The following is a 22,567-nucleotide window of genomic DNA, read 5'->3' on the forward strand; positions in this document are numbered from 1 at the left end:
AACGCAGTAAAATAGAAATCACGCACCTCTGGTGTTTTTTTCACGTCTCAGGATTGATGCAGTGTTTTCGTTCTTCCGCAAAAAAGGTCCAGACGGACAAGAAGTCCTTACCCAAACAGCGCCGCTGACCCAGCCGGGGTCGGCACCCGAGACGCGGCCGGGCATGCCATCAGAGGTCGGCCCAGCAACGGCTGCGCCCTCACCCACGCCGAATGACAATCACTATGATTTGTCGCAGCTCTCGATTGAAGTCTCCAGCAGCAGCGACAGCATTAGCCCCGCCGAAGAACAAGCGGCCATGATGCATGCCAATGGCCAGCTGGCTGCCGCTGCCAAGGTTTTGTTGCTCGACAAACCCAATTTCGCCGGTAAGCGCCGACTGGAATCATGGATGATGCTGTTTGAATTATTGCAGCAGCACAATCAGCGTGAAGCGTATGAAGCACTGGGTTTGGATTTTGTCGTGGAGTTTGAAAAAACCCCGCCAACCTGGCGCGAACAAAATACTGTGTCGAATAAAAAACCAACCGCCAGCGGCTACTTTGCCCTGAGCGGCAAATTGTCGATCGAGAATATTGATAAATCGATTCAGACTTTTTATCAACTACATAAAAATAATGATTTATTGCGCGTCGATCTGACTAAAATCACCGCCATTGACACCATTTCTGCCGCCGAGATTCTGGCCGCACTGCAGCAAAGCCACAAAAAACCCAATAGCCTGCAATTGATTGGCAGCGCCAAATTCATCGAAATTTTGAAGTCGCATATTGAAGTGGGTCGCCGCCAGCCTGCTGAGGCACCGTTCTGGCTGCTGCTGATCGAGCTGCATCAAGTCTTGGGCTTGCAGGAAGAATTCGAAAACATCGCGATTGATTATGCGATTACTTTTGAGGTCTCTCCACCGTCGTGGGACCCGCGCCAGGCACCCAAATCGGCCGCACAAATTGCCAGTGATGAAGCACAGGCCAAGGCCGAAATTCATGCGGCTGAACAGGAAAAAAACCGCCTGATCGGCAGCATTTCCAGCGATAAACCCGAAATGCTGACGCGGCTGAACGAGCTGGTTCAGGCGCATGCCACCCCGGTGATTGATCTGAATGCCATTGAGCGCATTGATTTTGACTCGGCCGGGCAAATGCTCAATCTGGCGATGGACTGGCTGCAACAGGGCAAGCAGGTGCGCTTTGTTAACGTCAACCCGCTGGTTCATACCTTGCTGCGGGTGATGAGCATCACCGAGATGGTCAGCGTTGAATTGCGCAAATAATCCGGCTTGCATTTCGGCCGGACTGTCGCCATCTAGCTCACATATCTGATCAAACGCTGGAGTAATGTATGGAGCAATTTGACGGCACCACGATCGTCTCGGTACGCCGGGGCAATCATGTCGCAGTGGGTGGGGATGGCCAGGTGACGCTGGGCAATATTGTGATCAAGGGCACGGCGCGCAAAGTGCGCAAGCTGTATCGCGATCAGGTGATTGTGGGCTTTGCGGGCGGCACCGCCGACGCTTTTACGCTGTTCGAGCGTTTTGAAGCCAAACTGGAAAAGCATCAGGGACATCTGACCCGTGCCGCAGTCGAGATGGCCAAGGATTGGCGTACCGACCGCATGCTGCGCCGCCTTGAGGCAATGCTGATTGTCGCCGATCCAAGCGCCACGCTGGTCATCACCGGCAATGGCGACGTACTGGAGCCGGAAGGTGGCATTGCCGCGATTGGCTCCGGTGGCGCTTATGCTCAAGCTGCAGCGCGCGCTTTGCTGGAAAACACCGATTATCCACCGGAAGTGTGCGTCAAAAAAGCGCTCGAAATCGCGGGCGATCTATGTATCTACACCAATCAGAATCATGTGGTGGAAAGCATGGGCGCGCAAACGATTGCGCTGAGCGACCAGAGCGATGCGCTGTAAGCCTGTTCAAACGCGCTGAATCAGCCCCATCAGGCGGCATTTCTCGTAAAATGTCGCCATGACCGATCCCATCCGCTTACTGCGCGAGCTTGATGCGCAGCATTTTACTTCTGGCACGATGATTGCCGAACGTCTGGGTATTTCTCGTGCCAGCGTCTCGACCGCACTGGCGCAAGCCGAACAATTTGGCATTACGCTGGAGCGGCGCAGTGGTGCTGGCTATCGGCTAGAACAAGATATCGATTGGCTTAGCCTCGATACACTCCAGCAGTATCTACCGCCAGACAGCATTCTGCATATCACTCTGGCCGATACCCTTGAATCGAGCAACCGACAACTGCTCAAAAACCCGCAGCATGGGCACGTTCTGGCGTGCGAATGGCAAACTGGCGGGCGTGGCCGTCTGGGGCGACGCTGGCTGGGTAGCCTGGGCGGCAGCCTGATGTTTTCGCTGGCCTGGCAATTTAACGGCGGCCCGGCTCAGTTGGCGGGCTTGTCGCTGGCGGTTGGGGCCATCGTTGCGCAGAGCCTGCGCGAGGCGGGCGTGGCACAAATCGGCCTGAAATGGCCGAACGATTTATTGTTGCAGCGCGATGCCAGCGCGGCGCAGAGCGGTAATCCAGACAATACGGACTATGCCAAAGTGGGCGGCATCCTGATTGAAATGCAGGGCGATGCGCTGGGGCCGGCACAGGTAGTGATCGGTATTGGTCTGAATCTGTCTTTTCCGCATCACTGGCAGGATGAGCTTGATCAACAGGCTGGCAGCCTGCAAGCCGCCGGGCTGCGTGACAGCCGCAACGCCCTGCTGGGGCGATTGTTAGGTGCGCTGGAGCAAGGACTCGGCCAGTTTACACAAAGCGGCTTTGCGCCCATGCTGGCGCAGTGGGAATCCTTGCACGTCTGGCAAATGCAGATGGTCAACGTAATCGCGCCCGATGGGCAAACCCAGACCGGCCAGCTGCTTGGTCTAGCCGCCGATGGCTCCTTAAGGCTGCTGTGCTGCGATGGTGAAAAACTGATTCACACTGGCGATGTCAGCCTCAGGCGGCTGGCATGAACCCACCTTTACTGATCGATCTGGGCAATACCCGCATCAAATGGCGCTTGGGCGAAAATGCAGCAGCGGGCAGCGCCAGCACGGTCGAGGAATGGATCAGCCAGTGCGCCGACCTGCCCCGCCCTGCTGCGATTCTGATTTGCGCCGTGGGCGCGCCCGAGCGCTATCAAGCGCTGGTGCAATGCTGTCTGCAGCACTGGGCTTTACAACCCCAACGCCTGCAAGTGAGCCGCTCGGCACTGGGCGTGCACAACCATTATCAGGATTTAAGCCAGCAAGGCACTGATCGCTGGGCTGCAGTGCTGGGCGCCAGAACGCGCTTTCCGGCGCAGAATTTGCAAATTGTCTCGGCTGGCACCGCGCTCGTCGTCGATACGCTAACGCGTGATGGTCAGTATCTGGGCGGTAGCATTGGCCCCGGCCTGGGCCTGATGAAACAGGCTCTGTTTCATGGCACCGCGCAACTACCACTCGCCCACGGGCAGCTTGTTGCATTTGCGCGCAATACGCTGGACGCGATCGAAACCGGCTGCCTGCGCGCCATCAAGGGTATGTTAACAGAGAGCATACTAAATATGGCCTCTAGCAATATACCCATCGACCAAACAATTATCTTCGGCGGAGATGCCGAACGCATCGTTTCGCAGCTTAACCTTGCTGCGCAGACAGTAGATAATCTGGTCCTTGACGGCCTCTACGCCCTTTACCTTGCTGCCGACGGAGCATTTACCCAATGAAAGCCATTTTTGCCCTGCTCGTCATCGCCAATCTGCTGGTCTTTGGCTGGTATCAGCTCGACGCTCAGCCGATGACGGTCACACTGCAAAGCCGAGAGAAAAACGCCTCGGCAGTCAAAGTGGTGACCGGCATGCTTGGCAATAGCCCGGAGCCGACGGCGGCACCGCAAGAATCCCCGGTGAGCGAAACATCAAGCGAGCCTGAAGTGAGCCCAGTAACCAGTCCAGTCACCAGCCCCGAGCCGACCCGGGCAGCCAAAGCCACAGCAGCCCCTACGCCGCTGCAACTGGCCTGTGCCCGCTGGACAGGCATCACCGGCGAGCAGATTGCCACAGCCCGCGACAAACTGCGTGCGCTGGGCATCAACGCCACCGAAACCAGCAGCGGCGAATCGACCAAGGTCTGGGTGTATATGCCACCGCTGGAAAGCATGGAAGTGGCCAAAACCAAGGCGGCGCAGCTGGCCGAGCTGGGTGTGACGGATTACTTTATCGTGAACAATGGCGGGCGCTGGCAAAACGCCATCTCGCTGGGCATTTTCAGCACCCGCGAGGCCGGTGAGCGTCATCTGGCCGAATTACAAGCCAAAGGCGTCCGTTCAGCTGTGGTGCGCGATCGCGATGACACCCTCAAGCAAGCCAGCTTTAACGCGCGCAATCTCAGTGAAGCGCAGCTGGTGCAATTGAACAAAATCAGCCTGCAATTCAAAGGCTCGGTGGTTCGCGAACTCAATTGCAAATAATTGGATCAACAAAAAGCCCGAAATATCGGGCTTTTTCATTTCAGTTGCAGAGCTGAGTGAGCGCAATCGCGAATGACAATCAGGGGTAGCTATATTGCTGCCAGCGCAATTCCGGATCGCGGACAATATAGATTTCCGGCGCGGGGCTCGCCACGGGCTTAGCCGCCACCGTCTCACCCCAGCTTATTCTTGGCTTGGTCGCCGTCGTTGCACTGCCAGCAGCGTTCGTTGCCGACTGGAAATTCGGCAAGACCTTGCCAGCAGGCAGGCTGCCAGCGGGCATCACCCGCACCAAACCTGGCGTCACCGCTTCGGTCGCTGCGGCATGCGAGGTATTCCGGCTGGTTTGATGCGTTGCCGCGGCACGGCGAGGAGCTTTGGAAGGGACATACTGGCGCACCAGCGGCGCATGGGTCTGCGCTACAGGGCGGCTGCTGCCGTATTTGGGCGGCACATACTGCACCACAGGTGGCTCGGTAGGTGCTGCGGCTGCTTCATGCGCCGGCGGATCGGCCTTGAGCTTGCCGCCCGGCTTGAGGTTTTCCACCTGAGTGGGCGGAGCATTCTTGATCGTACCGTGCGTGGCCGCGGGTTTGGCGCTGGCTTTTGCGCCAGCAGTTGGCGCTTCATTGGCCATCAGTAGCGCGGGGAACATCAGACAAACCGCCAGATAGTGCTTCATTTTTTACCCTCCCGACCGACAAACCGGACGTAATCACCCGCCTGAACTGCACTACCGGACATGGCACCGACCGAAAACAGCGGCTGTACCTGCATCACCTGTACATTACCCACGATCTCTTCGGGCAAACCCAGACTCATGCTTGGATCAAAACTGGCCGCCGCCAGCGGCAATGCACCGGGCTGTATCCGATACACCTGCAGGGTATCGCCCACAGCGACTTGCGAGGTAACGCCTGCATCAAAATACACCCGACCTTTTTCGACCCGGGTAATTCGGGCTGAAAAAGGAATACAGCCAACATCCTGACTCAGCAAATCAACGCCTTGCTGCAATTTGGTATCAACCAGACGGCCAAAATCGGTTTCTTTAAAACCCGCCGTACCCATGCTGGTGGCGCTATCCTGCATCACCGTCCCGCTCGCTTTGCCTGCCAGCAGATGCCGGTTGATCAATGCGCCCGACACGCCGTCAAACACAAACAATTCGTACTCGAAGCGCCGCGCTTGCGGCGTGGCTTTAAAACCGAAGCCGGTAAAATCAACCAGCGGCAAATTCAGCTCCAGCTTGCGCTCGCCCGCTTTCACATCGCCACGGTGGCGGCTCAACGTGTAGCGCTCGCCACTGGTCGACAAATCGCGTACCACTGCGCCAACAATAAACTGCACGGCATAGCGACGCGCCATTTCACGGACACGCTCGGGCTGCAACAGCGGATCGCTCAATTGGGGCTGCAATTCAAACACCGCTTCCGTTTGCGTACGCTGGGGTAAAAACGCGCCGCTATCGTGAAACTTGCGCACCATTTCCAGCTGCAAGCCTTCGGAAAAACGGTCCAGATCGGCCATTTGCACCGGGCGCTGAATCCAGATATGCGAGACCAGAATTTTGCGTTTGTAGCCACCGCCATGACACTGCTGAACACGAGGGCTGGCAGCGACAGTTTCACTCGTCGGCGAGGGCTGCTCGGTCTGCGTTACTGCAGGATCGACATCCACGATGACATGCAAAAAACCATTGCTCTGCCACTCCTTAAGCTGGCGATATTCACCCAGCGGAGCACCCCGCAACTGGCTGGATTCACCCCACTTGTGCCCTGACTGTTGCGTATGGCTGGTCAGATTCGCGCCATTGAACAAGGCGGCATTTTCCAGTGCGTCGGCAATCGCCGCGCGGCGAGCCGATTCCAGCCCTTCGCTGCCCAAGGGCGCAATGCCCTCATGCTGCGCGGCCAGTACACTGGCGCTCAGCCCTAGGGCCAGCACAAAAGTACGCAGCATCATCACAGTGACAGATAGAAATTCTGGCTGGGCTGCACTTTCATCGACACCGGCTGCGGAACGACTTTCATCGGTGCAGCATCACTGGCAGGTGCTTCGCCTGTCGCACTATGCGCGGCAGCCGATTGCGCTGCACGATAAAAATCACCGCCCAGCGTCAATTCCAGTGTGGTTTCAAAAGCGCCATCAGGCAGTGGCGTTACAGTAACGACGCGTGCACCACGAAGATGCGCCTCAACGTAAGCGCGAAAGCCATCATTATTCATCGCCATGGCCGATACCGAGCTATTGCCGGTAATTTTAATCCCGGCAACGGTCTCAGCCAGCGAACGATAAGCGTCGAGCTTGGCCGCCCGCATGGCCAGCAAACGGCGCTGCGAAGGAGACAAGCCATCCATCGTAGGCATAGCCCCATAACCCACGGCAGTAATTTTGCCGGGCAATACCACCGGCGGCTGCGCAACGCCTTCGGACGAATGGGCTACGGTATGCTGTGCGGTGCCAGCACACGCGCTCAAACCAAGCAGCAAGCTGCTTGCCAGCGCAAGGGACAAGGCAGATTTCAATTTAAACGGCTGAGGCATCATGCTCTCCTGACGATATCGGTTGGGCTTTTTCCACTCTAGCCAGCGCCAGACGAAAAGCCAGTGGCTCGCCCCTCCGGCCCGACCATCAGAGCCGATGACGTGTGCTGACCGTCGCGCCAGAGCAAGGGAGCCGCCCTCTTCGGACTATATCGGCAGGCTGGCTGTTTTCTACAGCCTGCGAGATGACAACTTGCTTAAATTTTCTTAAAGACCAGATCCCAAACACCGTGACCGAGCTTGATGCCACGGTTTTCGAATTTGGTCAGCGGGCGATAATCCGGGCGCTCGGCGTAGCCGGTTTCACTGCTGGCGGTGTTTTGCAAAGCCGGTTCGGCGCTGAGCACTTCAAGCATTTGAATCGCGTAATCTTCCCAATCGGTTGCCAAGTGCAGATAGCCGCCGGTTTTAATCCGCGACACCAGCTGTTTGACGAACTCCGATTTGATCAAGCGACGCTTGTTATGGCGCTTTTTGTGCCAAGGGTCGGGGAAGAAAATATGCGCGCCGTCGAGTGAATCGGGTGTGAGCATATGCTCCAGCACTTCAACCGCGTCGTGCTGGACAATGCGCAGATTGGTCAACGATTGCTCGCCGATTAATTTGAGCAAACTGCCGACGCCGGGCGTGTGCACTTCAACGCCCAAAAAATCAGTTTCAGGGCGTGCTGCCGCGATTTCGGCAGTTGCCGTACCCATGCCAAAACCAATTTCCAGCACGCGCGGTGCTTGGCGGCCAAAAGCGGCGTCCAGATCAAGCGCGGCAGGCGTGTAATCAATGCAGAACTGCGGGCCAAACTCTTCCAGCGCACGCGCCTGGCCAGTCGATAAATGCCCCTGACGCAGCACAAAGCTGCGAATCGAGCGGCGACGCAGATTCTCTGCGCCGTCGTCGGCAATCTGTGTGTTTTCGGGCGCGTCGTTTGACTCAGCAACGCTGCCTAGGTGTTCGTTTTCAGTGCTCATGGCATATCCTTGCGATGCAAAAACGCCGCGCTCCCTGACCCAAATGATCAAGCCGCAACGGCGTTTTGTTCAATTTGCGCATTTTAATGCCCACGACCGTTTTCACCAAGTACGGCTGGCAGTTTTTACTGGCTCATACTGATGAGGCCTGTTCATTCCAACGCGGGCTTAGTTGTGATTTGTCGCCATCAACACCGGTTGAGTTTGCTTGCTGATTACATAATAGCCATAGCCACAAACGCAACAAAGTTGCTTTAGCACTAGAAAATCATTATCATTTACCTGGATTTTCAAAGAAAAATCGACTACTTCAGGAGAGAAGTCATGACATTCAAACCAATCGCAGCCGGTATTTTATTAATGATTGCGGCACAAACCTATGCCTACGAAGACTCGGGCACCGTCGAAGCAGGTCATTGGGAACTTGAGCTGGGAATCGAACGAGCATCTGCTGCCAACGGAGATGAAACAGCTCTGGAGCTCGCGGCCACTTTAAGTCATGGGCTTGGCAAGAATCTCGACATTTTCATTTCTGCCCCTTACCAATCGAACAAAGTTGCAGATGAAAGCAGGCAAAAAGGCCTGGCAGATATGTCCTTGGGGCTCAAATGGCGATTTATCGAGCACGACAATCTGAATCTGGCACTGGCTGCCAGTGCCAGCCTGCCCAATGGCGATGAGAAAAAAGGTCTGGGCGCAGGTCGCAGCCAATACGCCGCCAACTTGATCGCCGATTACCAGCTGAGTGAATTTACCTTTTTTGCCAATAGTGGCTACACCTATGCCAATAATCGTGCGGGTGAAAATAAGGACATCTGGAATTTAGCACTGGCAGCTGAATACGCCTTTAGCGAGACTTTCGCCGCTAATCTCGAATGGAGTAGCGAACGCAATACCGAGGCTGGAGTCCATCAACACCCAGCGTATCTGGGCGCCGGTATCACTTGGAGTCCGGCTGAGCAGCTCGATGTGGATTTGGGTTATCAACATGGTCTCAATCATGCTGCGGATGACCATATTGTCTCTGCTGCGGTGACGCTGCACTTTTAAATCACGCCACACAGCACTCGATTGAAACGATAGGATTGATGATCATCAGCAGCACGATGATCATCAATCATGATTACAACAGCAGTACGCTCACACACCCAGACTGTAATAGCGATACACGGTATCGAGCTGATAGCCGAGTGATTCATACAAAGCCTGCGCCTTGCGATTGGTATGCGCGGTTGATAATTCCAGCCAGGCCGCGCCGCTGTCGCGCGCATGCTGCGTGGCTTTGCTCATCAAAGCGCGCGCTACACCTTGCCCTCGCGCCGCGTCACTGACGAATAAATCCGACAACAGCCAGATGCGCTCGGCGGCAATCGAGCTGAACACCGGATAGAGCTGGATAAAGCCCAGCGCAGCACCAGCATCATCCTGTCCAAGCAAAATCACCGATTCACGCAAACTCAGCCTTTCAGCGATAAAAGCACGCGCAGCGGGCAGATCATGCGCTTGCTCGTAAAAAACGCGGTAAGCGGCAAACAGTGGTGCGATCAGATCGAGATCGTCGAGCGTGGCGTAGCGAATCAGCATCAATGGCATCCATATAAAAGGGTATTGGCCTGCAGGATAGTTGGAATCTAATCTGCAGGGCAATACCCTATTGGACTTGTGTTAAGAACAGTCAATTTCCGCACAAATACAATCGCTTCAAATCGCCAGCGAATAATGACGGAAAGCTTGATCCTGTTGATAGCCAAGTGATTCGTATAATTTCTGAGCTAGTTGATTAGTATTGGCTGTTGAAAGTTTTAGCTTTGCTGCACCAACGCTCAGCCCATGTTCTTTTGCCCGCTCTAGTAGTTGCCTAGCTACGCCCTGCCTGCGAGCCGTTTGTGCCACAAACAAATCATTGAGCAATAAAATACCTTGGCATGCCACCGAACTAAATGCTGGATACATCTGAACAAACCCTAGCGCCTCGTTCGTCCCACACTTCTCATCCAGAGCCAGTAAAATCACCGACTCACGCAAACGAAGTCGATCGCCAATAAAACGTCGAGCAGCGGGCAGATCATGCGCTTGCTCATAAAAAACGCGGTAAGCGGCAAACAGCGGTGCGATCAAATCCAGATCGTCGAGCGTGGCGTAGCGAATCAGCATCAATGGCATCCATACAAAAGGGTATTGGCCTGCAGGATAGTTGGAATCTAACCTGCAGGGCAATACCCTAATAATGTCGATTTAAAAACACTGTGTTTTCAAATCGATCCTGGCTAAGAAATTTATTTGGCAGCAATCAGGCCCGATGTCGGGCTCGACGGATCGGCGCTATACAATTTGCGGGGTACGCGACCAGCCAGAAAGGCGTCGCGACCGGCTTGCACGGCCAGCTTCATCGCGCGCGCCATACGGATCGGGTCCTGCGCGCCGGCAATGGCGGTATTCATCAAAATCCCGTCGCAACCCAGCTCCATCGCCACTGCGGCGTCCGATGCCGTGCCGACACCGGCGTCGATCAGTACCGGTACATTAGCCGAATCGATAATCAGGCGCAGATTCCACGGATTCAGAATCCCCATGCCCGAGCCGATCAAGGACGCCAGCGGCATAATCGCGCAGCAGCCGATTTGCTCGAGCTCTTTGGCGATAATCGGATCGTCCGAGGTGTAAACCATCACGTCGAAACCGTCTTTCACCAGCGTCTCAGCCGCTTTCAGCGTTTCGCGCACATTCGGATACAGCGTGTTGGGGTCGCCCAGCACTTCGAGCTTCACCAGCTTGTGGCCGTCGAGCAATTCGCGCGCCAGGCGCAAGGTCCGCACCGCATCCTCGGCGTTGTAGCAGCCCGCAGTATTGGGCAGATAAGTGTATTGCGACGGTGGCAAAGCATCGAGCAAGGATGGCTGCGATGCGTCCTGACCGATATTCACGCGGCGAATCGCCACGGTGACAATCTCAGCACCCGATTCATCGACCGCAGCGCGCGTTTGCGCGAAATCTTTGTATTTACCAGTCCCAACAATCAGCCGTGATTGATAAGTTTTGCCTGCAATTTGAAAAACATCATTCATTATTCTTGCCCCTGTTGGAATCAATAAGCGAGGTATATGCCTACAGGCCAGTGTCAAAAAGGTCTAGCAGGCAATACCAATTAACCACCGCCGACGGCGACCACCATCTCCAGCACATCGCCATCGAGCAGCTGCGTGCTGGCGTGTTCGCTTTTGGGCACGATCTCGCCATTGCGTTCAATCGCAATGCGTTTGCCAGTGAGCTCCAGCTCGACGATCAATTGGGAGACGCTCAGTGACTCGGCAAACTCGCGTGCCGCGCCATTAATAGAAATCTGGATCATGGTTTAAACCGATATGGAAAACTTGGCTGCGATATTAACATGCAGACCGAAAGCTGATTTGATGCCACGCAGGGATTGACCGATTTTTCGCTGATTTGCAGCAGCGCGGCCATTGGAGGCACGCCCTGCTGCCAGGTGACCAGCGAGGCTAAGCGCGCACCCGCTGCAAACGATAGACCGTAGGCAAAGCGCGCAAATGCTTGAGCACTTTCGCCAGATGGATGCGATTGTGTACTTGCAGCGTGAATTGCACACTCAGATAACGCTCGTGCGATTCAACGGCATCGCCCATCGTCACCGCCGCAATATTGGCTTCAGCTTCGGCCACCACCGCAGCCAAGGAGGCCAGCGTACCACGCTCGTTTTCGGCCAGAATCTTGATCGGTACGTCAAACAGCCGCGCAACGTCCGGATCCCAATCCACATCGATCAGCTTGTCGGCGTCAATACGGCCTTTGGACACTTGCGGGCAATCGTGGGTATGCACGACCAGGCCGTGATCTTTTTTCACAAAGCCCAGAATCGGATCGCCCGGAATCGGGTTGCAGCAACGGGCAAACTGGATGGCCATGCCTTCGGTGCCACGAATCGTGACCGACATCGGTTTTTTGCCCTGCCGCCCTTCCTCAGACCAGGTTCCTGCCAGTTGCAGCAAGCGCTTGGCCACGACAACACCGAGTTTTTGTCCCAACCCAACATCAGCTAGCACCGCTTCGCGGGATTTTTCACCACTTTCGCGCAGGTATTTTTCCCAGACCTCATCATTCACATGCAGCGGCTGATGCAGCGCCGAGAAAGCTTGATTAAGCAGACGCTCGCCCAAATGCACTGATTCATCAAAACGCATGGTTTTGAGAAAATGCCGGATTTGCGAGCGCGCCTTGCCGGTCGTCACAAACGAGAGCCAGCTTGGATTGGGCTTGGCGTGCGCCGCCATGACGATTTCAATATGATCGCCATTTTTCAGCTTGGTCCGCAACGGCACCAGCTCATGGTTCACCTTGGCCGCAATACAGCCGTGCCCCACATCGGTGTGGACGGCGTAGGCAAAATCAACGCAGGTTGCGCCATTGGGCAAGCTAAGGATTTTGCCTTTCGGCGTGAACACATACACCTGATCAGGAAAGAGATCGACTTTCAGATGTTCAAGAAACTCGACGGCATCGCCCGACTCGACCTGTAATTCCAGCAGCGATTGCAGCCATTGATGCGTTTTTTGCTGTACTTCGGAAAAACCTTCATCGCCACTTTTATACATCCAGTGGCTGGCGACACCTGCATCAGCAATCCGATGCATTTCGGCCGTGCGGATTTGTACTTCAATGGGGGTGCCATACGGGCCGAACAGCGTGGTATGCAGGCTTTGATAGCCATTGCTTTTGGCAATGGCGATGTAATCTTTAAATTTGCCCGGAATCGGCTTAAACAAAGCGTGCAAGGCGCCGAGCGCCAGATAGCAATGCGCATTGTCTTTGACGATAACGCGGAAAGCATAAATATCGAGCACCTCGGAGAAGCTCAGGTGCTTTTCGACCATTTTGCGATAGATCGAAAACAGATTTTTCTCGCGACCCGAAACCTGCGCTTCGATCTGGTGCGCGGTCAGCTTGGCATTGATCGAGTCGAGAATTTTTTGCACCACCTCACGGCGGTTGCCGCGCGCGGCTTTCAACGCTTTGGACAACACATGATGCCGACGCGGGTGCATGTATTTGAACGCCAGATCGTCCAGCTCCTGATACACGGCGTTCAGACCAATGCGGTTGGCAATCGGCGCGTAGATTTCCATTGTTTCGCGGGCGATGCGTTTTTGCTTGTCAGCACGCATTGAATCCATCGTACGCATATTGTGCAAACGGTCTGCCAACTTGATCAGCATCACGCGCAAATCGCGCGCCATCGCCAGCAGCATTTTGCGGAAATTTTCTGCTTGCGCTTCTTCCTTGCTTTGAAATTCCAGCTTGTCGATCTTGCTCATGCCATCGACAATCTCGGCGACCGCTTTGCCGTATTTTTCGGTCAACTCCAGCTTGGTGACGCCGCTGTCTTCCATCACATCGTGCAGCAGCGCGCCAGCCAGCGCCTGCGCATCGAGCTTCCACTGCGTGAGAATCGTCGCCACGGCCAGCGGGTGCGAAATATACGGCTCGCCCGAGCGGCGCATCTGGCCGCGATGCGCGTTTTCAGCGAATAAAAAAGCCGCCCTTAACATCTGGCGGTCTTCTGGCTTGAGATAAGCCGTGTGCTCGGTCAGGAAGCGGTTGGCTTCCTCAATCACGTCAGGGGCTTCCTGCAGTGCAGGGACATCCTCAATAGTGAGCGCCGAGTCTGCTGTCATCATTAACCACGGTTACGCGTCAGAATGTCAACACCAACTAAACCGGCAGCCATTTCACGCAAAGCCAGCACGGTAGGCTTGTCACGGCCATTGTTGTCCACTTGCGGGGACGAGCCGTTTTCCAGCTGGCGAGCGCGGTAGGCAGCAGCCAAAGTCAAATCAAAACGGTTTGGAATACGATCCAGACAATCTTCAACCGTGATACGGGCCATAATTTATTCTCCGAAATACTCAATGCAGGCGCGCCAGCGGATATATCCAGCGGACGAAACCATAGATTATAACATCATGCCGATGATTTTAGCCTTTCAGACTTGAAATCAAGGCGGTATGCCGGTTGGACTGGCGGGCCAGCGTCAAACGCTGTGCACGGACCACCGCCACAATATCGCGTACCGCATCATCAATGTGTTCGTTCACGATCACATAGTCAAACTCATCAACATGGCTACATTCCTCACGCGCCACCGCCATGCGCTTGGCAATCACATCTTCACTGTCTTTGCCACGATTGCGTAAGCGGGTTTCCAGTGTATCCAGCGACGGCGGCAACACAAAAAGGCCAATCGCTTCGGGGAACAAACGCCGTACCTGCTGCGCGCCTTGCCAGTCGATTTCCAGCAAAATATCACGGCCATTCTGGATTACTTCATTGATCCAGACTTGTGATGTGCCGTAATAGTTGCCATAGACTTCAGCGTGTTCCAGCAACTCGCCTGCATTGATCATGCGCTCGAATTCGGCGCGTTCAACAAAGTGATAATCCTTGCCATTGACCTCACCGGCGCGTGGCTGGCGAGTGGTATAAGAAATCGACAGCTGAACATTCGCATCCGCCGCCAACAAGGCCGCCACCAGCGTCGTCTTGCCTGCGCCCGACGGGGCTGTCACGACAAATAAATTACCTTTGGCCATGTTTGGCTCCAAGTAGATTGAATATGACCTTGAGTATAAGGGAACTCGGGACGATCAGAAAACTGGATCACGCTTGGGTATAGCATCCAGCAGAAATATAGCGAGAATTGCCGAAGTTAGATCAATTACCGCGATGTCCACGCTCGATCGTGACGCCCACCCGGCCTACGTCTTTCAGAATATTGAGTTTGGTCACGGACACCCTAATCCAGGGAGCGCCAAAATCATGCAGCAGAATGTGGGCAATATGTTCGGCCAGCGCTTCGATCAGCAGAAAGTGTTTTTCTGCCATCACGGTGCGCAAATGCGTCACGACTTTGTCGTAGTCGATGGTATCGACCAGATCGTCCGACACACAGGCGCGCGCTGAAGGCAGGCCGATTTCCAGATCCAGCTCAACGGCTTGCGACTGGGTGCGCTCCCAGTCATACCAGCCGATAACCGTTTCGGCGCGCACTTGCTGCAAATAAATAATGTCCATGTTCGGATCGTGCGACCGCCGCCGCAGCGCAGAACGCTTTGAGCGGGTGGCGGATTCGCTATAGAATCAAAAGCTCACGATTGTAGTGGAATTTGGGATGAACCTCACCTTAGTATTTTTCATCATTGCCGCCTATCTGATCGGCTCGCTGTCGTTCGCCGTGATTGTCAGCCGCGTGATGGGGCTGGCTGACCCGCGCAGCTATGGCTCGAATAATCCGGGCGCGACCAATGTACTGCGCTCAGGCAATAAAAAAGCCGCTGCGCTCACTTTGCTGGGCGACGCGCTCAAAGGCTGGGTGGCCGTTTTTGCCGCCCAACAACTGGCGCCGGTTTTCGGCCTAGGCGCAACGTTTGATCAAACCATTGCAGCCGTTGCACTCGCCGTCACGATTGGTCATATGTGGCCGGTATTTTTCAGCTTCAAAGGCGGCAAAGGCGTCGCCACCGCTGCAGGCATTTTGCTCGCGCTCAATTTATGGCTGGGCTTGGCGACGCTGGGGATCTGGCTGTTTGTGGCGAAAGGACTGAAAATTTCATCGCTATCAGCGATCTGTGCAGCGCTTGCCGCGCCTTTTCTGTGCTGGTATTTCCTGCCTGTTCCGGCTTATATCGCCGCGGTAATTGCCATTAGCGTGCTGCTGATTGTGCGTCACAAGCAAAACATTGTCGGTTTGCTGAGCGGTAAAGAGGGCAAGATTGGTGAGAAGGCCGAGTCGTGATGCCTGCGATGAAGTCTTCAAGCAAACAGTAGGCAATAAAAAACCGAGCCAGCAGCTCGGTTTTTTATTGGGTGATGCTCAGTGATAAAGCCGCTTAGCTTGCCTGCTTAGTGTGATCACGCACAATGCGCGCTTTTTCGCGCTGCCATTCGCGCTCTTTCTCGGTCTGGCGTTTATCGTGCTGCTTTTTACCCTTGGCCACGCCGATTTCCAGCTTGATGTAGCCACGGGTGAAATGCATATTCACCGGCACAATGGTGTAACCGGCGCGATCAACCTTCATCGCCAACTTTTCGATTTCGCGCTGCTTGAGCAATAATTTGCGAGTGCGAACGACATCGGGCAGCACGTGCGATGAGGCATTGATCAGCGGCGAGATATGGCAGCCAAACAGCCAGAAGTCGCCGTTTTTATAAATGACGTAGGATTCTTTGAGCTGAACACGGCCGGCGCGAATCGACTTCACCTCCCAACCTTCCAGCACTATCCCCGCTTCAAGGCGTTCTTCAATAAAATATTCGTGAAACGCCTTACGGTTGTCGGCGATAACCATGCCGTATCATCCTGCACTGCAAAAAGAAAGAATTCTAGCACCCCGAGGGGCTCACTGACCATGAAACGTATTTTTTGCCTGTACACCGGCGGCACCATAGGCTGTGCCGACAGCCCAAATGGACTGATACCCATGCGTGGTATACTACCAAAACTTATATCTGACCTTAATCAGCAGCATATACCCAGCGCAGAAATCACATTGCACGAGTATAGCCAGGCGCTGGACTCGTCATCCATCGGCCCGCAGGAATGGCACACCATCGCCGAGCAGATCGCCAGCCGCCTGACACAGTACGATGCGTTTATTATTTTGCACGGCACCGATACCATGGCCTGGACGGGTGCCGCACTGCACTGGCAGCTGGCCAATCTACCCAAACCAGTCATTTTAACCGGCGCGCAAAGACCGTGGATCCACGCGGGTAGCGATGCACCGGCTAATATGCGGTTGGCGCTTGACGCCGCCTGCAGCACGCGGGCGGGCGTTTATCTGGCATTTGGTGGGCTGGTACTGCCAGCCTATTGCATCAAGAAACTGGATGCCGACGCCGACACGGCGTATGGCGCGCCCAATCAGCCCATTCAAGTGAGTTCCCCAGTGATAACACCGTCTGGAGAAGCATCTAGTGAAAAGTCTGCAGAGCAGGCCGAATTTGCTTTTCTGCCGCTCGACGCCAGCCGCAAAGTGCTGGCACTCAAACTCTACCCCGGCTGTGAAGCGGCAATCTGCGCCATGCTGGGCAGTCAGCGCTGGGATGGCATCATGCTCGAAAGCTATGGTAGCGGCAATCTACCCAACCACGCGGCGCTGATTACCGCCTTGAGCCAGCAGGCTAGCCACGGTTGTGTGATTATCAATTGTACACAGTGCATCGCGGGCGAAGTGCGACAGGGGCTCTATGCGGCGGGCGATATTTTGAATCAGATGGGGGCATGGCCAGCGGGCCGACGCACGGTGGAAGCGGCGACCACCTGGCTTTACACGCATTTGGGCCGTGCCACGAGCGATGTTTTGCGCCAGCAGTGGCAATCAGTCGCCAGTCTGTGATATAGTCGCGCCCTGTTGTGATTTGGCGCTCTGCCAAGCTCACAACGCCTACGATTCTTTGCGGTGGATGGTCACCGTAAAGGCTTCGACGGCGGGTCTCCCCGCATAGCTAGAAGGTCAACCTGGTCAGGTCCGGAAGGAAGCAGCCACAGCTTTTGATGCTAGTGCCGGGGGTCGGGCTCGCCACCTCCTCCCCTTTTTAGTGATTCAGCTCTGTTATTGCTCTGCAATACATTGCTACGTATATCTCTGCACGCCAGAAGTCATCTAGTCCACAAAGCAATACCCCTACCCTCACACCTCACACCTCACACCTCACACCTCACACAATTATTGCGCCATATCAAAACACGCCTGCGCGCAAAAGCGCACTATACGTTTCGCAAGCTGATGCTTCGTGTATCTCCAGTGGTCATTGAGCGCCGATCTTTTGATCGGCGTTTTTTTTCGCCTTGAAAGCCCACGCCCTGCACTGCATAATCGCCAGACTTTCCATCAGGCGTAGATTGGCATGAAATTTCTGTTTGACCTCTTTCCCATCCTGCTGTTTTTTGGCGCCTACAGTTATACCCAGGATATTTTTATTGCCACCGCCACCGCGATTGTGGCGACCTTCGGCCAAGTCATTTACAGCTGGGTACGCCATCGCAAAATTGACACCATGCTGTGGATCAGTCTGGCGCTGATTACCGTCCTGGGTGGCGCAACGCTGATTTTCCACAATAAAACCTTCATCCTGTGGAAGCCCACAGTCTTGTACTGGTTTTTTGCACTGGCCCTGCTGGGCACGTGGCAGTTCAAACAAATAAATCTGATCGAAAAACTGATGAATGGCCAGATTGCGCTGGAGCGGCCAATCTGGACCAAGCTATTGCTGGCCTGGAGCGTGTTTTTTGCCGCGATGGGCTTTGTGAATCTGTTTGTCGCCTACCAGTTTGACGAAGCGATCTGGGTCAAATTCAAATTATTCGGTTTTACTGCACTCATGCTGGTTTTTGTGGTTGTGCAAAGTCTGTATCTGTCCCGCCATATCCAGCCTGAAGCCGACACCCCGACCGACCCCAAATAACAGCGCAAGGAAATACCATGCCTTTATACGCCATCATCGGCACCGATAAAGCCGACTCACTGACTGACCGTCTGGCTGTGCGCCCAGCACATCTGGCGCGAATGGAAATTCTGAAAAACGAAGGCCGTCTGATTCTGGCCGGCCCATTTCCGGCCATCGACAATGTCGATCCGGGCCCGGCAGGTTTTACCGGCAGCCTGATTGTGGCCGAATTTGATGATCTGGCTGCCGCCGAGCACTGGGCGAGTGAAGATCCTTACACCACACATGGCATTTTTACCCAAGTCATGGTAAAACCTTTCCGTCATGTTTTGCCCTAAGAGTCTGGTATGATGAGCATCGCCGACGAAATCCGCACCCGTTTGGCCGCCCTAGCGCCTGAAAACATTGAGCTTTTCGACGATAGCGCCACCCACGCGGGGCATGCTGGCGCAGCCAGTGGCGGTGGGCATTTTGAATTAACGATTGTATCGAACGCGTTTATTGGCAAAAAGACGCTGGAGCGGCACCGTATGGTCTACCAGCCCTTATCTGATCTGATTCCGCATCGTATACATGCACTGAGTATCCGTGCTTTAACGCCGGATGAATTTTGATGTTGGCTATTTTGAACGAAGGAAATCGCATGTTTAAAGCAAACCGTCTGGCTCTGGCCATTGCTGCTGCTAGCTTGTCAGCTAGTGTTTTTGCTGCTCCGGCAGGTACTGTGGCCACCGTCAATGGCGTTGCCATTCCACAAGCAAAATCAGATGCTTTTGCCAGCGAGCTGGCACAACGCGGCCAAAAAGATTCACCCGAGCTGCGCGCAAAAATCAAAGACGAATTGATCAAGAACGAAGTGGTTTATCAAGAAGCACTGAAAAAAGGCATGGATAAAAATCCGGAAGCGCTGGCGCAACTGGAAATGCTCAAACAGCGCATCATCATTGGCGCTTTCGTGAATCAATACGTCAAAGCCAACCCGCTGACCGATTCGGATCTGCGCAAAGAATATGACAAAATCAAAGTCACTTTTGGCGGCAAGGAATTCAAAGCACGCCATATCTTGGTAGCGACCGAAGCGGAAGCCAAAGCCATTCTGGCCGACCTGAAAAAAGGCAAGAAATTTGACGAGCTGGCCAAAGCCAAATCAATGGACAAAGGCTCTGGAGCCAACGGTGGCGATCTGGGCTGGGCTGATCCGAAAAACTTCGTACCAGAGTTTGGCGGTGCGCTGGAAAAACTGCCTAAAGGCAAGATTTCAGACCCAGTGAAATCACAGTTTGGCTTCCACATTATCAAGCTGGACGACGTACGCGAAGCCAAAGGCCCGTCTTTTGAAGAAGTAAAACCACAACTGGAACAGCAGTTGCAAGGCCAGCGCATCCAGAAGATGGTTGAAGAACTGGTAGCCAAGGCGCAAATCGTTCAGTAATAAGGCCGATCTGGGTACTTATTCGGATCAAACATCAAACCGCAATCTGAATCAGGTTGCGGTTTTTTTTATTCTACATCGCTATTGGCAAAGCAATTTTTACCCGCCCGCTTCGCCCTATACATCGCCTCATCGGCTCGCCGCATCAGCGTTGCGCCATCACGGCCATCCTGCGGAAAATAAGCCAGCCCGATGCTGACCGAGATTCTGACCTGATGGCCAGCCAGAAAATACGGTTGGGCAATTGCCTGCAGAATTTTCTCGGCCGTTTGCTCTGCCTCCTGCCCCGGCCCTAGGCCATTGAGTAGCATGACAAATTCGTCGCCGCCCAAGCGGCTGATGGTATCGCTGCTACGCACAGCCCGCTCTAGGCGGCGTGCCACCTCGATCAGCAATAAATCACCCACCTCATGCCCCAGCTCGTCGTTCACTTCTTTGAAATAATCCAGATCAAGAAAAACGACGGCAAACGGATGATCGTTGCGCCCGCCTTGCTGGCAGGCATGCTCGATCCGGTCGCTCAGCAACAGACGATTGGGCAACTGGGTTAATGTATCGTGATACGCCAAATGCTCGGCGCGAACCTGATCGCTAATATCCAGCTGCACAAACAGCAGGCGGATCGGTGTATCGTCGCCATCTTTTTCCAGCGCAGCGGTCATCATGACATCAATTTTGCGCCCCTGCTTGCTCTGCAATTGCTGGCGGATATTGCGGCACTCACCGTCGAGCATCAGTTTTGGCAGCATCTCCTGCTGGATCAGCCTGTCGCGTTCGGTGCTGAGAAACGAGCTGGCCAACTGCCCGATGACTTCTTCATATTCATAACCCATCGTCCGCAGCCAGACTTCATTGACCGTCACGATATGACCATTGGCATCGCAGGAATACAGCATGGCTGGCGTGTGCTGGTAGAGGGAACGATAACGCCGTTCGCTTTGCACCAAGGCCGCCGATGCAGAGCGGTTCATATCCATCAGCACCGCCAACATTAAAGGCGGAATCAGCGTGGCCAGTATCGGTAAATAAAACAGGGTATAGCCCCAGTTGTAGATTGTGGGTGGCGCAACCAGAGAACCCAAACCGATTTGCACGCAAATATTGACCGAGACCAGCAAGTTGGCAAGCACAACCCCTGCCACGCCACAACGATAGGCAATATAAAACAGGGGCAAGGACATATAAATAAAAGGAAATGGCAGCGTCAGCGGCACCAGACTAGCAATTGCCAGAGCAAAGAGCAGCAAGGCGGGCAGATTGGTTTTCGCTAGCTGCCAGCGCAATCCATGCCAGCCGTGCAGATAGAGCCAGTAGGCCGCTGGCAACATGCTGGTGCCACCGATAATACCCCCTTCAATCCAGTGCATGGCCACGCTGATTAAGGGCAATGTTCCCTGCAAACCAAATACTGTCGCCGAAACCAGCGTGCCAAATGCCACCGGCACCATCACCCCCAGCCAGATCAGCAGGAACATGCCTCGCAAATTGTAAAAATAGCCCGCCTCTTGCTGGCGGATGCGCAACAAATACGCCCCCAGTAGCATCTCGGCCATATTGCCCGGGGCATACAGCAGTGTATTGCTCAAGGGTGAACCTCCAGCCCAGTTAGCCAGCATAATCGCCATCAGCAAGGCTGCCAGTAATAACGGCCAGCGCTTGGGCGGATAGCGGCTCAAACCAGCTGTGCCCACCGCGTTGGCAAACCAGATCACGGCAATGCCTCCACCCAGACCAAACAGCCTGATGGACATGTAGGCCAGCACAAAATAAGCCAGACCAAGAATCAGTCCGGCATGCAGGAAGCTTGACACCCGTTTAGCGTCGAGCATGCCGGCTCCTGAAGTAATAGCGCATGGCAATCAGCACACCGACGCCGAGCAAAATCAAGGCAAACCATTGCACTTGGCGATATATCGGGCTGGCTTGCTCGATCTCGTCCGCACTGAGCCAGCGCTGCAGTATCTCCTCCCTTTTCGCCAATGGCAGTTGCTGCAAAGCCTGATTCAGTCGCAGCCCGATCTCTGGCTGGCTTAGTGGAAAAGCAAAACTGAGCTGATAATCAAAACCGATATGCTGCTCGACTCGCCAATTGCGTTGTTGGCGCTGCTTCGCGATAAAAATCACACTGGCAATATCGGCCACCACACCATCGATTTCGCCGCGTGCCAGCATTTGCATCGCCGTTGGATCATCACTGACCGCCAGCCAGTTGATGCGGGGGTATTGCTCGCGTACAAAGGCCTCAACAGCATAGCCGCGCCCGACGGCGATGCTGGCTCCGCTCAATTGCACCAAGGTCTGGCTGGGGCGATCCTGCCTGCGCACCAGTACGGCAGGGACAGCAACATAAGGGCGGGTAAAACCCAGATATTGGGCGCGTTCGGACGTGGCGCGCAGTGATGAAACCAGATCGACCCCACCCGACTTGGCTTGCGCCAGAATCTCGGCCAGCGGCCGGGGCGGAAGGTTGATGAGTTCCAAATTGGCCAGCGGCCGCAAAGCTTGCAGCATATCGTACGATAAACCCTGCAGCTGGCCGCGCTCGTCTTGAAAAATAAAGGGGCCGTAATCTTTTTCAGGAGCAAAACGAAGGCGCAGCGGCGTGTCTTGGGCCGCTGTGGCTTGGGAAATACTAAAAAGGCAGGCTAGTGCGCCATGCGCAAGCCACTGCCAAAGTCGGAGAAATGGAACGGGCATTTCTCAACTATAGGC

General features: G+C 54.7%; 27 protein-coding genes and 1 other RNA gene. 13 read left to right on the plus strand and 15 right to left on the minus strand.

Going from position 1 to position 22,567, the window contains the following annotated elements; translation table 11 throughout:
• Window positions 1–61: 61 nt before the first annotated feature.
• The 5 genes from ABHF33_RS04445 (at window position 62) to ABHF33_RS04465 (ending at window position 4,454) form a co-directional block, all read left to right on the plus strand.
• Window positions 62–1,270: an STAS domain-containing protein gene (locus ABHF33_RS04445; RefSeq protein WP_348945821.1), complete on the plus strand. Its 1,209-nt coding sequence runs from the start codon at window positions 62–64 to the stop codon at window positions 1,268–1,270.
• Between the two features lie 68 nt (window positions 1,271–1,338).
• Entirely contained in the window at window positions 1,339–1,914 is a 576-nt protein-coding gene (gene hslV, locus ABHF33_RS04450; protein ID WP_348945822.1) for an ATP-dependent protease subunit HslV, read from the plus strand.
• A gap of 58 nt (window positions 1,915–1,972) precedes the next feature.
• Window positions 1,973–2,974, plus strand: coding sequence for a biotin--[acetyl-CoA-carboxylase] ligase (locus ABHF33_RS04455; protein ID WP_348945823.1), 1,002 nt, complete (start codon window positions 1,973–1,975; stop codon window positions 2,972–2,974).
• Window positions 2,971–3,711: a type III pantothenate kinase gene (locus ABHF33_RS04460; protein WP_348945824.1), complete on the plus strand. Its 741-nt coding sequence runs from the start codon at window positions 2,971–2,973 to the stop codon at window positions 3,709–3,711. The genes ABHF33_RS04455 and ABHF33_RS04460 overlap by 4 nt, the downstream gene beginning before the upstream one ends.
• Window positions 3,708–4,454 (plus strand): SPOR domain-containing protein, encoded by a 747-nt coding sequence (locus ABHF33_RS04465; protein WP_348945825.1) that lies wholly within the window; start codon window positions 3,708–3,710, stop codon window positions 4,452–4,454. Before ABHF33_RS04460 ends, ABHF33_RS04465 begins: the two co-directional genes overlap by 4 nt.
• Window positions 4,455–4,533: 79 nt before the next feature.
• On the opposite strand, the gene ABHF33_RS04470 is transcribed toward ABHF33_RS04465, so the two are convergent.
• The 4 genes from ABHF33_RS04470 to trmB all read right to left on the minus strand — a co-directional run bounded on the left by ABHF33_RS04470 (window position 4,534) and on the right by trmB (window position 7,965).
• Window positions 4,534–5,136 (minus strand): hypothetical protein, encoded by a 603-nt coding sequence (locus ABHF33_RS04470; RefSeq protein ID WP_348945826.1) that lies wholly within the window; start codon window positions 5,134–5,136, stop codon window positions 4,534–4,536.
• Window positions 5,133–6,419 (minus strand): flagella assembly protein FlgT middle domain-containing protein, encoded by a 1,287-nt coding sequence (locus ABHF33_RS04475; protein WP_348945827.1) that lies wholly within the window; start codon window positions 6,417–6,419, stop codon window positions 5,133–5,135. Before ABHF33_RS04475 ends, ABHF33_RS04470 begins: the two co-directional genes overlap by 4 nt.
• Entirely contained in the window at window positions 6,419–7,003 is a 585-nt protein-coding gene (locus ABHF33_RS04480) for an LPP20 family lipoprotein (protein ID WP_348945828.1), read from the minus strand. Before ABHF33_RS04480 ends, ABHF33_RS04475 begins: the two co-directional genes overlap by 1 nt.
• Window positions 7,004–7,197: 194 nt before the next feature.
• Window positions 7,198–7,965 carry a tRNA (guanosine(46)-N7)-methyltransferase TrmB gene (trmB, locus tag ABHF33_RS04485; protein ID WP_348945829.1) on the minus strand — a complete coding sequence of 256 codons (768 nt, stop codon included), beginning with the start codon at window positions 7,963–7,965 and terminating at the stop codon, window positions 7,198–7,200.
• 324 nt (window positions 7,966–8,289) lie between these two features.
• Here trmB and ABHF33_RS04490 point away from each other — a divergent pair, with 324 nt between their 5' ends.
• Window positions 8,290–9,015: a transporter gene (locus tag ABHF33_RS04490; protein WP_348945830.1), complete on the plus strand. Its 726-nt coding sequence runs from the start codon at window positions 8,290–8,292 to the stop codon at window positions 9,013–9,015.
• Window positions 9,016–9,105: 90 nt separating this feature from the next.
• Here the strand turns inward: ABHF33_RS04490 and ABHF33_RS04495 are convergent, their stop codons facing one another.
• From ABHF33_RS04495 to ABHF33_RS04530, 8 genes are all read right to left on the minus strand, one after another.
• The gene (locus ABHF33_RS04495; protein WP_348945831.1) at window positions 9,106–9,549 is read right to left on the minus strand and encodes a GNAT family N-acetyltransferase; all 444 of its coding nucleotides are present in this window, start codon (window positions 9,547–9,549) and stop codon (window positions 9,106–9,108) included.
• Between the two features lie 117 nt (window positions 9,550–9,666).
• The gene (locus tag ABHF33_RS04500) at window positions 9,667–10,119 is read right to left on the minus strand and encodes a GNAT family N-acetyltransferase (protein WP_348945832.1); all 453 of its coding nucleotides are present in this window, start codon (window positions 10,117–10,119) and stop codon (window positions 9,667–9,669) included.
• A 122-nt stretch (window positions 10,120–10,241) separates the two neighbouring features.
• On the minus strand, window positions 10,242–11,030 hold the full coding sequence (locus ABHF33_RS04505) for a thiazole synthase (RefSeq protein ID WP_348945833.1): 789 nt from the start codon (window positions 11,028–11,030) through the stop codon (window positions 10,242–10,244).
• An 80-nt stretch (window positions 11,031–11,110) separates the two neighbouring features.
• A complete protein-coding gene (thiS, locus tag ABHF33_RS04510) occupies window positions 11,111–11,314 on the minus strand; it encodes a sulfur carrier protein ThiS (protein ID WP_157670288.1) in 204 nt (67 codons plus the stop codon).
• A gap of 148 nt (window positions 11,315–11,462) precedes the next feature.
• On the minus strand, window positions 11,463–13,655 hold the full coding sequence (locus tag ABHF33_RS04515) for a RelA/SpoT family protein (protein WP_432803956.1): 2,193 nt from the start codon (window positions 13,653–13,655) through the stop codon (window positions 11,463–11,465).
• On the minus strand, window positions 13,655–13,864 hold the full coding sequence (gene rpoZ / locus ABHF33_RS04520; protein WP_348945834.1) for a DNA-directed RNA polymerase subunit omega: 210 nt from the start codon (window positions 13,862–13,864) through the stop codon (window positions 13,655–13,657). Before rpoZ ends, ABHF33_RS04515 begins: the two co-directional genes overlap by 1 nt.
• A gap of 88 nt (window positions 13,865–13,952) precedes the next feature.
• Entirely contained in the window at window positions 13,953–14,567 is a 615-nt protein-coding gene (gene gmk, locus ABHF33_RS04525; protein WP_348945835.1) for a guanylate kinase, read from the minus strand.
• Window positions 14,568–14,688: 121 nt separating this feature from the next.
• Window positions 14,689–15,048, minus strand: a complete 360-nt coding sequence (locus ABHF33_RS04530; protein ID WP_157670294.1) for a dihydroneopterin aldolase — start codon at window positions 15,046–15,048, stop codon at window positions 14,689–14,691.
• Window positions 15,049–15,145: 97 nt separating this feature from the next.
• Here ABHF33_RS04530 and plsY point away from each other — a divergent pair, with 97 nt between their 5' ends.
• Complete coding sequence (gene plsY / locus ABHF33_RS04535; protein WP_348945836.1) at window positions 15,146–15,769, plus strand: glycerol-3-phosphate 1-O-acyltransferase PlsY; 624 nt, start codon at window positions 15,146–15,148, stop codon at window positions 15,767–15,769.
• A gap of 94 nt (window positions 15,770–15,863) precedes the next feature.
• Here the strand turns inward: plsY and smpB are convergent, their stop codons facing one another.
• Complete coding sequence (smpB, locus tag ABHF33_RS04540; RefSeq protein ID WP_157670298.1) at window positions 15,864–16,322, minus strand: SsrA-binding protein SmpB; 459 nt, start codon at window positions 16,320–16,322, stop codon at window positions 15,864–15,866.
• A 60-nt stretch (window positions 16,323–16,382) separates the two neighbouring features.
• Here smpB and ABHF33_RS04545 point away from each other — a divergent pair, with 60 nt between their 5' ends.
• The 6 genes from ABHF33_RS04545 (at window position 16,383) to ABHF33_RS04570 (ending at window position 19,855) form a co-directional block, all read left to right on the plus strand.
• Window positions 16,383–17,372, plus strand: a complete 990-nt coding sequence (locus ABHF33_RS04545) for an asparaginase (protein ID WP_348945837.1) — start codon at window positions 16,383–16,385, stop codon at window positions 17,370–17,372.
• Between the two features lie 90 nt (window positions 17,373–17,462).
• An RNA gene (gene ffs, locus ABHF33_RS04550) (signal recognition particle sRNA small type) lies at window positions 17,463–17,560 on the plus strand.
• Between the two features lie 323 nt (window positions 17,561–17,883).
• Window positions 17,884–18,441 carry a septation protein A gene (locus ABHF33_RS04555; RefSeq protein ID WP_348945838.1) on the plus strand — a complete coding sequence of 186 codons (558 nt, stop codon included), beginning with the start codon at window positions 17,884–17,886 and terminating at the stop codon, window positions 18,439–18,441.
• A gap of 17 nt (window positions 18,442–18,458) precedes the next feature.
• Window positions 18,459–18,761, plus strand: a complete 303-nt coding sequence (locus ABHF33_RS04560) for a YciI family protein (protein ID WP_157670303.1) — start codon at window positions 18,459–18,461, stop codon at window positions 18,759–18,761.
• Window positions 18,762–18,770: 9 nt separating this feature from the next.
• Window positions 18,771–19,037 carry a BolA family protein gene (locus ABHF33_RS04565; protein WP_348945839.1) on the plus strand — a complete coding sequence of 89 codons (267 nt, stop codon included), beginning with the start codon at window positions 18,771–18,773 and terminating at the stop codon, window positions 19,035–19,037.
• Between the two features lie 29 nt (window positions 19,038–19,066).
• Window positions 19,067–19,855, plus strand: a complete 789-nt coding sequence (locus ABHF33_RS04570; protein ID WP_348945840.1) for a peptidylprolyl isomerase — start codon at window positions 19,067–19,069, stop codon at window positions 19,853–19,855.
• A 68-nt stretch (window positions 19,856–19,923) separates the two neighbouring features.
• Here ABHF33_RS04570 and ABHF33_RS04575 read toward each other — a convergent pair whose 3' ends face one another.
• Together ABHF33_RS04575 and ABHF33_RS04580 are read right to left on the minus strand one after the other, a co-directional pair.
• A complete protein-coding gene (locus ABHF33_RS04575; protein WP_348945841.1) occupies window positions 19,924–21,684 on the minus strand; it encodes a diguanylate cyclase domain-containing protein in 1,761 nt (586 codons plus the stop codon).
• Window positions 21,671–22,552: a transporter substrate-binding domain-containing protein gene (locus tag ABHF33_RS04580; protein ID WP_348945842.1), complete on the minus strand. Its 882-nt coding sequence runs from the start codon at window positions 22,550–22,552 to the stop codon at window positions 21,671–21,673. The genes ABHF33_RS04575 and ABHF33_RS04580 overlap by 14 nt, the downstream gene beginning before the upstream one ends.
• Window positions 22,553–22,567 lie beyond the last annotated feature (15 nt).

This window comes from Chitinibacter sp. FCG-7, from assembly GCF_040047665.1.
Classification (GTDB): Bacteria; Pseudomonadota; Gammaproteobacteria; order Burkholderiales; family Chitinibacteraceae; genus Chitinibacter; species Chitinibacter mangrovi.